Consider the following 13237-nt stretch of genomic DNA (forward strand, 5'->3'; position numbering starts at 1 on the left):
TTAACTCCTAACTAATTTCTGATAAGATGGTCTTCGGTTTCTTTAATAAAATGATCGAACAGGATAACATAACGGCTAAGAAAATAATGACCAGTAATAAGCCATAAGCCATCCCAAAGTGGGTTAAATTATCCCCGATATTCTCAATCGGTAACATTTGACTACCGATACTTTCATTGGTAATCGAATTGAAAAAATCGGTTAAGAAAAATTGATTCAGCTGCCATCCAAGGATAAAGGAAAGTACCGCCGCTGGTAAGGAAACGAGCAGTAATTCCAAGATAAACTGTGAAATAATGACCTTTTTACTCATGCCGATAGCTAAAAAGATGCCTATTTCATAGATTCTTTCTCTTAGCCATAAGATTAAGATTAAGGAAAGAACGGTTAGGCCACCTAAAATCATGGCATTGGTCACAATTTCAATAATCTGTTGCATACTTTGCAAGGCCGTAAGCGTCTTTTGGAATGCTTTATCATTTTTCTCGACTTCATATTTTGACCAGTCAATGGGTAAATTTTTGATTTGTTCATGAGCTGATTCTAAGTTTTCAACTGAATTGGTATGGAGGGTCAGTTTATTCGTGATCATTTGATCTTGGTTTAGTCCCAATTGTTCCTGACTGGTTTGATAATCGACAAAAAAGGTGTTCTCACTAAAATCTGAACTTAATCCTGTATAACTTTCTTGCTTTTTCCCTGTAAAAATGCCGCTAATGGTATATTCTATCGTTTCATGTACGTTTAAGGTTTCGATATCGACTAACTGCAAACGAATGGTATCATTTAATTTTAAACCATTTTTCTCGGCAAATGCTTGGTGAACGAGTACATGATGCTGGCTATCAGATTGAATCGGTTGGCCAGCAACGAGTGTAAACACGCCACTTGAAAATAACAAGTCTCGTTGGGAATCATTGGTTGCTTGAACATCGACCACATTCGATAATTGTTCCGGGGTATCTTCTCGGAAAATTTGTTGTTCCCCTTCAATCACTTGGTGATCCACTAATTTAGCCAAACTTTGATATTCAGGATTAATGTCCTCTATTTCCTTTATACTCTTTAACTGTTCGAAATCTTTCATCGCAAATGAAGAACTATCATTTTTAGTTATCGATAAAGAGGAGTTTGAAATTTTAAAAACATTATTTTCAATTTGTTGACTCGCATTTAAGATGGTTAAACAAGTAAATAAACTTGTTAAAATAAACATCAATATGAGAAAAATAATCAATGTTCGGTGTTTTTTGCGGGTAATATAAGCCCACGCATTTTTTTGTATATTCAAAATATCCCCTCTTTATCATTTATTAACATTTTAATCTAAAGTTACTTTATAGATATAAGGATATAATTTCCCGGTAATATAAAATTCATTATCCTTAATGTGTGCAATACCATTTAAAGTATCCATACTTGCGATTTGCTCTTCGTCCATTGTCTCATCGATGATTGAGCGGACATCATATTGATCAACCACTTCTCCTTTATTCGTATCAATCTTAACAATTTCATCACGATAAAGTCGATTCGCATAAATATATCCATTATAATATTCTAATTCATTTAATTTTGAAGCTGCTAATTTACCATTCATAATTTTGACTTTGTCTAATACTTCAAACGTCTCTGGGTCATGTTTATATAAAGTGCTTGACCCATCCGAACGCCAAAGTACTTTGTTTTCTGAATCATAACAAAGCCCCCATCCTTCTGTTTCCATAGGGATTTCTTCTAATATTTCAAATGTTTTAGGATCACGTTTTAGAACTAATTTTTCCTTCCAGGTCAATTGCCATAAATAATTTTCAGTATGGGTAAGACCTTCTCCAAAATAATTATGTGGTAGGAGTTGAGCATCTTCTAATTGACCGGTCTCTAAGTTAAATTTTCCTATTTTGGATTGTCCTTGTAAACCTGTTCCCAAAATTAATTCATTGTCTTGATTGAGTTCTAATCCTTGCGTAAACAGTGGTGTGTTAACGGGATACTTTTCAAGTAAATTGATTTCACCAGCTAAAACCTCAGTTGTGTAGACGATATTTGCCATTAACAGACAAAGCAGTACGATAAAACTCTTTTTCATCGGTAATCTCCTAGTTATGATTATTGATAAATTCATCAATTAATCGTGCCATTTCTTCGTATTGGGTCATATAAATTAAGTGATCCCCTTCTAAAATATGAGTTTCCACTTCGTCTGGGTTTTCAGATAATAATTTATGTTGCATTTCCCAATCTTCCGTAATTTTATCCATGAATTCACGACGCATTTCGATATCTTCATAAGAATCTTGAGCTAATAAGTATAATGCTGGGATGCCAGAAGGAATTTTTTCATCTTTGAAGTCATTTAAAACTTGATTTGAACGATTACTTTCATCTACCACATCGGCATTATTTAAGTTCAATTGTGCAATGTAGCGATATTGAAGATTCACTTCATCGTCTACATCTGGAATCTCAGGTAAATCAGTCGCTTGACCACTATCATCGATTGGTGCTTCTTCATGTTGCATTTCCATAAAGCCGTTCATCATTGGGGTACTCGTATCCATCCCAATCACACCTAAGACTTCATCTTGATACATTTGAGAATATTTTAAAGCATATAAACCAGATAATGAATGTGCCACTAAATAATATTCTTTAACATCCATTTGTTCTAATGCACTATGTAACTCTTCGGTAATGTTTTCTACTGTACGCTCTTCATTACTTACATCAGATAACCCATAACCAAATGGTTCAACTACTAAAATATGATATTTTTTAGCTAAGGCATCCAATAAGTTTTTATGTGTTAAAGGTTGAGAAGCTTCACCTAAACCTGGCATGAAGACTAATGTTTTAGATTCACCTTTATGTTCCGCACCTAATTCATATACGTTCATTTGTAAATCTTTAACAGTTATCTTAGTACCATAATCTTTGATTAATTTTTTTAATTCTTCTTTATCTGTTGGAATCGGATCTTTTTCTTCTACATGTTCTTCTTTCGTCGTCACAGACGGCTCTGTTGTTTCTTCCATACCGCCTTCCATATTGCCTTCCATGGTTTCTTCCATGTCGCTTTCCATGTCGCCTTCCATGTTTTCTTCCATGGTAGTATCTGATTCGTTCATGTCTTCCATTTCTTCTGTCATTTCAGTATTATCCATTTCTTCTGCATTCACAGGATAAAGTGGAAGTGCCACTAAATTACTACTTAATAATGATGCAATTAATAATTTTGTTTTGATGCTGTTTTTCATTTAAAAACATCCTTTCATATTTGATAGCTTAACTTTATCACAACTATATAAAATGAATATGAAATGGATTTTGGAAAATAAAAAAATTTGTTTTAAGTGGTAAATGGGACGACATTTTATAAATGTTAATGAAGCTATAATAAGTTAGAACGGGATGTGATGGAAAATGTTCGATGGTTTGGAAGTGAGAAAAAGGTCTGGAGTATTTTATAAGGATAAGTGTGGACCGTATTTAAAAGATAACAAAATCATAAATGGTTTAACGAGTTCTTGGTTGGGCATTGGATATGGAAAAACAGTATGATCATTTTATAATGGCTTACAAATTATGCGATAGTTTTAGTAGTGCCCACTGATGAAGTTGAAAATATTGGATGCATAAATCGAGAATAAGTGAATTCAATAATTCTAAGCTGATTGGTTCACTACTCTTAATCAAGCACTATGGGTAAATTCGGCTACTCAAATAATGAGAGATTATTATGATTTACCGAGTCGTTCTTTAATATCTTATATAGAACAACAAATAACCCCCAACTCATTAGATGTTACACTAACGGTTAGGGGGCATTTTATTACAAAAGATTACATTGTCATACTGGAGCTTGGTTAGCCAAGGTCCCTTTATAATGACCCTATGTTGAACTGATAGATTATATAAACTATTACATTCAACATAGGTCTATCATTTTTTGTAGTTGCTTTATCACTATTTTGATAAAGTAAATCAATAAATTGACTATTTGCTAATTTGTTAAGTCAAATTATTTTTTAATGGTCTTCTTTTTTTGATTTTTTACTAATAAGTGTAAAGCCTGAAAGAAGAGACATTAATCCAATAGCAAATAATGATTTTGAAGTCTTTTCACCTGTTTCAGGTAAGACATTTGATTTATTATAATGAACTTCTGTAAATCTTTTCGGATTTTCTTCCCCTGGAGTCTCAGGGTCTTTCGGATCTTCCTCACCTGGCGTTTCTGGATCTTCTGGTTGTTCTGGAACTTCAGGGTCTTCTGGGTCCTCTGGTTGCTCTGGAACTTCTGGATCTTCTGGGTCCTCTGGAGTTTCAGGGTCCTCTGGGTTCTCTGGAGTCTCAGGGTCTTCTGGGTCCTCTGGAACTTCAGGGTCCTCTGGTTGCTCTGGAACTTCTGGATTCTCCTGGGTCCTCTGGAGTTTCAGGGTCCTCTGGGTTCTCTGGAGTCTCAGGGTCTTCTGGGTTCTCTGGAATCTCAGGGTCTTCTGGGTCCTCTGGTGTCTCAGGGTCTTCTGGGTCCTCTGGTTCTTCAGGGGTCTCTGGGTCCTCTGGTTCTTCAGGGTCTTCTGGTTGTTCTGGAACTTCTGGATCTTCTGGTTGCTCTGGAACTTCTGGATCTTCTGGTTGTTCTGGAACCTCTGGAATTTCACATTTACATTTAGTTCCGACTTTTACAATTTTCTTAACTGGTTCTTCTGTGATTTTTTCTTCTCTAGAAACTTCTTTACTATTTTCTATAGTAATAGTAGTTTCTTTTTTACCAGTTTTTCCTTCTTGAATCGTTTCAGACTTACCTGCTTCCATTTCTGGATCTTCAATAATTTCTACTTCGAAAGGAACTTCATTTTCAACCGTTACTTTACCATCATTTTTAGAACCATATTCATATACCGCATTAGTCGGTTCGGTTCTTTCAACTTTCGTTTCAAATTTACCGGTTTCCTTATTGAAGATAGTCGTGATGATCACTTTTCCTGGAGTACCATCCTGGATTTTTCTTACCTCTCCAGCTTTAAGCTCAGGATTATGTTTGTACTCAGTATTATTAGGAATTGGTTCTTCCTTAACAACTGGTTTAACACCGACTTTAACGACTCTCTTAATTGAATCTTTTGTTTCTTCCTTAGTAACAAGTTTACCTTGAGCCTTATCATAAGAAGTTGTAATGGTAACTTTTCCATTTTCACCTGGAGTTACTTCTTCTTCTTTGCCCATTTCAACGTTCTCATCATAGATGTAATCTGTTTCAAATGGTTTTTCTACGACTTTAGTAACAGGTTTCGTACCAATCTTGATTACTCGATCAGTCGCTTCTTTGGTTGTCTTAAATTCGCCTTCTTTGGTTTCAACAACTTTACCATCTTTAATTACCAGTGTGTTGGTTCTTTCTTGTTCACCTGGTTCGCCACCAGTCTCTTCACGTTGTCCAGCTTCAAGTGTGTCATCATACTCAACTCTAGTCTCAAAAGATAGTTCTTTCGTCTCTTTGATTTCGTGTGTACCTTCGGAAGTTCCCTTACCTACTTGGATTAGGGCATCTTCTGCTTGAACGATTTCTTCTTTTGGATCACCATCTACTTTAGAGTCTTTAATTGTCCAAGTTGTCGTTTTTGTTCCCACTTTACCTGGTTTCACAATTCTGTATTCACCTTTTTGAAGGTCGTCGACTTCTTCTACTTTGTAGCCGAATGGTAATTCTTCTGTATGTTTAACTTCACCTGTTGAACTGTCTTCACCAACTAAAATGATAGCCTTCTTAGGTTCTCTCGTTGTCTTAAATTCAGACTCTTCAGTTACTTTTGAGTTCACAATTGTAAGAGTTCTTTCTTTAAGTCCACTTTCACCCGTTTGTTGTACACCATCAATTTCGGCATATTTCCATTCACCTTTAGCTAATGATGGGTCTTTTCTAACTTCAACTTCAAAAGGAATTGTTTCAGTTTCTTTGTATTGACCATCGGTTTTTGAACCTACTCTGATTTTTCTATTTACGGGTTCTTTTGTACGAGTCGTTTCACCACGTACTTCTTCACCAGCTTGGCCATTTGTGACTGTTCTAGAAATCTTAGTTTCTTGTTCTCCAAGTTCACCTTTTTGATCTTCTACAATTTCACCTGGTTTTAGACTTGGATCAACTGTTACTTCTGTTTCAAATGGTATTGAGTCTTTATCTACATATTCCACGTTGCCAGTGAAGTCAGAATTACCCACTTCAATAATTTCTTTAACTGGTGCCTTTGTTTCTTTTGGTTCTGAAGTGTTTGTTACTTTTGAGTTTTCAATCGTAATTGTATATTCTTCTTCACCTTCTACACCTTTTTGAACTATTTTATGTTCACCTTTTGAAAGTTCTGGATTTAATCTTACCTCTACTTCAAATGGTTTTTTGCTTGTATAAGTGTGAGTACCATCTGTCTTAGCAGGACCAACTTTAACGATGCGTTTAACTGGTGCTTTGGTTTGTTTGGTTTCACCGTCTTCTGACTTCGTCACTTCACCGTTGACAATTGTGTGGGTTACAGTTGTTTCTTCTTCACCTAGTTCGCCTTCTTGTTCAACTTTTGTTGTGCCTGGTTCCATTGAATTATCTACTATATATTCTGTTTCGAATTCAACAGCCTTGGTTTTCTTCGTTTCATGCGTACCTGTAAAGTCTTCGCTTCCCACTTCAATAATTTCGTTAACCGGTGCCTTAGTTTCTTTTGGTTCTGAAGTGTTAATTACTTTTGAGTTTTCAATCGTAATCGTATATTCTTCTTCACCTTCAACACCTTGTTGAACTACCTTGTGTTCACCTTTCTTAAGGTCTGGGTTTACTCTTACTTCTACTTCAAATGGTTTCTTATTGGTATAAGTGTGAGTACCATCTGTTTTAGAACCTACTCTAATTTTCCGAGTAACAGGATCTTTTGTTACATTTGTTTCACCACGGACTTCTTCACCAGCTTCACCATTTGTAATTGTTCTAGAAATCTTGGTTTCTTGTTCTCCAAGTTCACCTTTTTGCTCTTCTACAATTTCACCTGGTTTTAGACTTGGATCAACTGTTACTTCAGTTTCATATGGTACTTTATCCTTGTCTACATATTCAATCTTACCAGTGAAGTCTTGGCTACCTACTTCAATAATCTCTTTAACCGGAGTTTTTGTTATAACAGCATCCGAAGTCTCAGTTACTTTAGAATTTTCTATTGTAATTCTGTATTTTTCTTCCCCAACTTCACCTTTTTGGACAACCTTGTGTTCACCTTTCTTAAGGTCTGGGTTTACTCTAACCTCTACATCAAACGGAATCTTATTGGTGTATTCATGGGTTCCATCCGTCTTAGCAGGTCCCACTTTTACAATTCGCTTAACTGCAGCTTTTGTTTGGTAAGTTGCTCCTTCTGTTGATTCGGTTACTTGACCATTCACAATTGTATGGGTAACTTTAGTTTCTTCCTCACCTAGTGAACCTTCTTGTTCAACTTTTGTTGTCCCGGGTTCTAATGAATTATCTACAACGTATTCTGTTTCAAATTCAATCGGTTTCGTATTCGTTGTTTCAAAGTTACCTGTGAAATCTTTGCTTCCCACTTTAATAACTGCATCTACAGGTTGAGTTTCGACAGTAGTTGGTACTCCTACTATCTTAGAGTTATTAATTGTCCAAATCGTTACTCTTTCACCATTTTTACCTGGAGTGACTTCTTCATATGTTCCGGCTGGCATTTCTGGATCATATATCACAGTATATTTAAATGGAATTTCTTCCTTATGTTGATGTGTTCCGTCTGTTTTTGATCCTACTCTAACTATTCTCTTTTCTGGCTCTGTTCGTTCAAGTTCTTTTTCTTCATTAGACACTTGTTTACCATTTTCAAATTTAGCAATTACCTCAGTTTTGATATTTCCTAATTGACCTGGTTTATCCACTTCTATAGTACCTGAAGCTAGTGTCTCATCAAAGATTATCTCAGTTTCATAAGGAATTTGTTGGTTATAATCGTACTTAAACTCACCAGTATACTGTTTCACACCGATAATTATTTCTTGCTTAGCATTTGTTACTACTGTTTCTTTAACAGTTTCGATTTCTCCTGTTTCCGGGTTGTATTTATTAGTTACAACTGTCTCAACCTTCCCAGGAATCAAGTCTCCTTTTCTGGCAGTAGTTACTTCCATGTCAGGATCGTATTTATATATAATATCTACCGGCACACTACTATTTTCTTCAATATAATTTGTCGCTGGCTTCTTACCAACTCTTATGACATGTTCAACTGGCTCAGTTTTCGCTGTTTCTTCAGATTTTAATTCTCCATCCGCTTCTCCATTTTTAATAGTTTGAGTATATTTAGTTGTCTTAGTTCCTGGTTGACCTTGAGTTACCACTTCACTCTTACCAGCTTCTAGAGTTTCATCTTCAATGACTCTTACTGTAAATGGAATCTCTTCTTTTACTTCGTGACTAAATTCACCAGTGAAGTCTTTTTGACCAACTCTAATTACTGCATTGACTGGATTCGTTATTTCAACTTTTGCTTCTCCGACAATTTCAGAGTTTTTAATCGTCCAGGTTGTTTTCTTAGTACCTTCAGTTCCTTCAACATCAATGACATATTCGCCTGATTTTAGGTTTTTGTCATACGAGATGTCGTATTTGAATGGAATCTTTTCTTCGTGAGTGTGAGTACCTTCAGTATTTCTACCTACTTTGATGATTTTCTTAACCGGAGCTTTGGTTTGGGTAAATTCGCTTACTTCAGTATTTGTTACCTTGCCGTCTTCAATAGTTAGGGTTGTAGTTCTAGTTTTTTCTCCTGGAACACCTTCAACTTCTACCTTTTGTTCACCTGGAGCTAGACTATCGTCAAATTGGACTTCAACTTCAAAAGGAACTTCTACTTTTTCTTCAACCTTGTGAGTACCATCGAGAGTCCCCTTACCAACATGAATAATAGCGTCTTCTGCTGTTTCTGTGGTAACTGTTGGTTCTCCGTCAACTATAGAATTTACAATCTTCCATGTTGTAGTTTTAGACCCAGCTTTTCCTGGTTTTATAATTTCGTATTCACCTTTTTTGAGGTTATCTACTTCTTTAACAGTGTATCCAAATGGAATTTCTTCCACGTGTTTTACTTCACCAACGAAGTCCTTGCCACCGACTTCGATAACAGCATTCTCTGGTTTAATTTCTTCAACTTTAGTGTCTGTCACCTCAGAATTTTCAATGGTATAAGTAGTTTTCTTACTACCAACTTTCCCCTTGAGTTCAACATTGTCCACTTTTTTATATCGCCATTCACCTTTTGCTAGTTCGTAATTAACTTCGACTGTTGTTTCGAATGGGATTACTTCATTGTGTACTATCTCACCATCTGTATTTCTACCTACTTTAATAATTTTTTTAACAGGTTCTCTTGTTGTTTTGAAGTCGATAGTTGTTGTATCTATAACTTCACCATCTTGGATTTTAAGAGTGGTTGTTCTAGTTTTTTCTCCCGGAACGCCTTCTTGAGTTACTTTTTGTTCTCCAGGTTTAAGACTATCATCAAATTGGACTTCAACTTCAAATGGTACTTCCACTTTTTCTTCAATCGAATGAGTGCCGTCTTTTGTGCCTTCACCTACATAGATAAGACGTTCTTGTGGTTTTATTAATTCTTCTTCTTTGGTATCTGTAATTTCAGAATCTACGATAGTGTAGGTTACTTTCTTAGAACCTTTTTCCCCTTCAGTTATAACTTTAATTTCGCCCTTTTTAAGTTTTGAATCTTTTTCTACCCTAGTTTCAAAAGGAATGTCTAGGATTTTTTCAACAGTACCATTTGTACCATAAGCCATAAATTGGACTTCTGTTGTCTTTGTTCCAACTTCTAACTTACCATCTTCTTCATAATAATGAGCTGTTACTGGTACATTTAGTAGGGCTCCGTCAACGGTCTTGCCTTCTTCAGCATTTGGTACCGTTGCAGTTACCTTACCTGTTGTTTCATCGATTGAAACATTCCAAACATTACCCTTGTCATCTGTAAAGGTATTAGACTCTAGGGTATACTTACCTGGTCTTCGGTTGTATTTATCTTCTGTATTTAGGATAACATCTGAAGATAGTTCGTCTTCTTCTTTACCAACTTTTGCATTGTAACGTGGCGTCATATTTGCCTTTTCTTCGATTACAAAGTAAGCATTTACTTCTTCTGTTATGTCTTCACCTGGTTTTTGATCATCTACATAGTGAGCTATTACAGGCAGAGTAAGTTTTTCACCACCATTAAAGGCTGTAGGATCTACTGGTTTTGCAGTTACTTGACCTGTTTTTTCATCAAGTTTTACAGTCCATTTATTGCCGCTATCATCTGTAGCTAGCTTATTACCCTCTCCGTCAGTTTCTAGAGTATCTGGAAGAGTATAACTGTTCGGGGCTATTCTCTTATCATCTTCTATTACTTTTGCTGGTGAGGTTTGCTCCTTAGTTGGGTAATTAACTTGCGCGTCATACTCCGGCTTGATGTAGGTTGATTCTTGAACAACAAAATGGAACCAGTGGATGTCTTTTGAACCATTTGTATAAGTGTACTCAATAGGGATTGCCATAAAGTCTCCAGCCTTGGCTGATTTTGGTGGAGTAACGGTAAAGTTTGCGATGTCTCCCTTGTGTAATTCAACCTTCCATTGGTCTTCTGGTGCCTTGCCCTTGTTTTCACGGTCTATAAAGTCCATAATCAGCCTACCAGAAGCTTCCCCCTTGCTTTCGGCAGCGTTCATTTCTTCTGCAGACTTATCAGTTTCACCTGGATTTTCTGGCTCTACAATTCCAACCTTAAATGCTTCTCCAGGTTTTACAGCAGATGAAGTCACTTTAGTTGTATCATCACCATTACCATCCACGAATTTTTGGTCATAATATCTTGTATCATCTAGGTTTAGCTTGAAATCACCAACTAGGTTGTAGTGGTCGTAACGGTCGATGCCTTGCTTATCGATTGTGACACTCTTACCTTTATGGTTGATTTCAGCAGTTCCTGCTCCTGTTTCTACATAAGTTCCTCTATCCCATTCATCCTCAGGTGCTTCTGCTATGGCTTTAAATTCATCCACTGTTCTTGGACGGGCAAAGAATTTGACATCAAAATTTTGTAGCCCCTTGTATTCAGGTTTGTTGAAGATAGAATCTTCATTGATGACTGTCTTACCAGATTCGTCCTTCTTAAGGGCTCCTTCCGGCATTTTAACATAGATATTTCCATTATCACCGATATAGGCACTTGCGCCTGGGACAATCTTTCCTGTTACAGGATTATAAACTTGTCCAACTAATCTTTCCTTGGCACTTTCGTCGATGTTATCTACCTTGATACCGGTGTCGATATCTTGCCCTTGGACAAAGTATTTTGCATTTGGATTATAGTTATTTTTATTAAGCTTAAGCTCCTCAAGCTTATCATTTTCATTTGGCCAAGGGTTGACCTGGTAAGTTATACCGAAATTATCTCTGAAAAACTTATTATTAGGATTATCTTGAGTATAATTATCCTTAAAACCAAAAGAAGTCGAGTCATTGTCCTTATTATTGATATGCTTTAAGGTTTCTTCACTAGCTTCATAATTTAGGTTTCTTTGTCTCCCACTAGCTGTTAGTTCTACATCTTCATTCGGCTTATAGGTTACATCAGGAGATTCAACAGTTAACTTATCTCCCTGACCCATCATTGACTTATCTCCAGGATTTACAGGAATAAGACCACTATCAGTTACAGTAATTTTAGTATAAGTTCTTTGGCCAGTCTTCTTGTCGATGGTGATTTGGTAACCATATTCTCTCTTACTAGGAGTGTCAGCTGCTGGGTTACTAGTTTGAAATTTAAAACCGTCTTTGACTACCTTTTCATCATTGTTATCCAATTTTTGATTGGTATTTCCTGGCTGCAGTTCTGTTTGCTTATAGCGTTCTTTTTCGCTATAATCTTGAATCTTTTTCTCATCTTCAGCATAGTTTGGTTCGGTAGTTGCAGCTGGTTTTTGTTGAGACGGTGCTACTTCTGCTGAAGTATCTAATGTATCTGATTCAGCTGGTACTTCCGTTGCACTTCGTTCTAACATTGTTGTAGCAGGTTCATCTTGTGACGTCTCCTCAGCGTTATTAGCTTCACGATTTTCTTCGTTAGCTTGTGCTGAACGAGCCACTGTTACTGCTTCGGTTGAGGCTTCTTCAGAAGCATCTTTCGTGTTAACTTCATTGGTTTCTTGGTTGGTTTCTGTTAACTCAACTTCTGCCACTGGCTCAGTTGAAGCTTCTTCAGACACATTGTTGGTGTCGGCTTCCGTTGCTTCGCTTGAAGTTGCTTCTGCCACTGGTGTAGCAGCAGGCACTTCTTCTACACTATTAGTTTCAGGAGCTACTTCTGAAACTGGGACAGTTGCTTCGGGTTCTTCTATTGCTGGTAGTGTTCCTTCAACATTAATAATCTCAGCTGCTTCGGCCGCATCAACGGTGGGCGCTTGTCCCGCTAAAAATGCTGAGATCGCCACACTGGCTAAACCGAGAGTGGTTTTACGTAATGTATATCTATATTGCTTATGCATGTCATTCTCCTTACTTTAATATGTTGAAATATTGAAATAAAACCCATTTGTTTACCTATCATAAAACAACAGGTTTCAATCGTTTGTTATTATCTTTAAAAAGATAATATTTATTACCATCTTTTAATTCATTAAGAATATAATATGCCATTTTTTGCTTATCAATCCTACTCAAACTGCGATAAAACGCCATAATTGATAAGTAAGCTATTTTTTTATTAATAGATTTATGACTGACTCCCCTTGACGAAGATATCAAGTTAGGGAGCGACTGGCCTGTTTTCAGATGACTCTTAACTTAGTAGTATACTGATTGTTACCAAATTTTATGGTTTAGTCTTCCATTGACAAATTCGCTTGTCTAAAGTCATCAACTACCAATTGGTTTTCAGTATAAAAATAAATGATTCCTAATTTTTAAGTTAACCCTACTGTGATTTGATGATTGCTTTTAAATTCTTCTAGTAAAATTACTGTCATTAAGCTAAAAACCATTTCCTTTATTTTTATCTTCCTTACTTTCATCTGTTCATTTGATGATTTCTCCCTATTCATCAAAAATAACTACTGTGACTTCTGGATCTCTCCTATGAATCCTTCATTGAATTTTTAAGTCAATTTTTTCACTTTGAAAAATGACTTGAGTACTTAACGATAT

The 13237-nt window shown here is 36.2% G+C and carries 5 protein-coding genes; all 5 read right to left on the reverse strand.

Going from position 1 to position 13237, the window contains the following annotated elements; genetic code table 11:
- Window positions 1-7 precede the first annotated feature (7 nt).
- Complete coding sequence (locus tag CYJ72_RS03115; RefSeq protein WP_066126218.1) at window positions 8-1291, reverse strand: ABC transporter permease; 1284 nt, start codon at window positions 1289-1291, stop codon at window positions 8-10.
- A 30-nt stretch (window positions 1292-1321) separates the two neighbouring features.
- Complete coding sequence (locus tag CYJ72_RS03120; protein ID WP_066126217.1) at window positions 1322-2089, reverse strand: glutaminyl-peptide cyclotransferase; 768 nt, start codon at window positions 2087-2089, stop codon at window positions 1322-1324.
- A gap of 10 nt (window positions 2090-2099) precedes the next feature.
- Entirely contained in the window at window positions 2100-3257 is a 1158-nt protein-coding gene (locus CYJ72_RS03125; RefSeq protein ID WP_284630405.1) for an alpha/beta fold hydrolase, read from the reverse strand.
- 771 nt (window positions 3258-4028) lie between these two features.
- A complete protein-coding gene (locus CYJ72_RS11620) occupies window positions 4029-4490 on the reverse strand; it encodes an LPXTG cell wall anchor domain-containing protein (RefSeq protein WP_369599370.1) in 462 nt (153 codons plus the stop codon).
- The gene (locus tag CYJ72_RS03130; protein ID WP_284630407.1) at window positions 4378-12579 is read right to left on the reverse strand and encodes a G5 domain-containing protein; all 8202 of its coding nucleotides are present in this window, start codon (window positions 12577-12579) and stop codon (window positions 4378-4380) included. Before CYJ72_RS03130 ends, CYJ72_RS11620 begins: the two co-directional genes overlap by 113 nt.
- Window positions 12580-13237 lie beyond the last annotated feature (658 nt).

This window comes from Globicatella sanguinis, from assembly GCF_002847845.2.
Lineage (GTDB): Bacteria > Bacillota > Bacilli > Lactobacillales > Aerococcaceae > Globicatella > Globicatella sanguinis.

Excerpts from the sequence above, each read along its gene's own strand:
- CYJ72_RS03120 (WP_066126217.1), bottom strand. The coding sequence starts at position 2,089 with ATGAAAAAGAGTTTTATCGTACTGCTTTGTCTGTTAATGGCAAATATC.
- CYJ72_RS03125 (WP_284630405.1), bottom strand. The coding sequence starts at position 3,257 with ATGAAAAACAGCATCAAAACAAAATTATTAATTGCATCATTATTAAGT.
- CYJ72_RS03130 (WP_284630407.1), bottom strand. The coding sequence starts at position 12,579 with ATGCATAAGCAATATAGATATACATTACGTAAAACCACTCTCGGTTTA.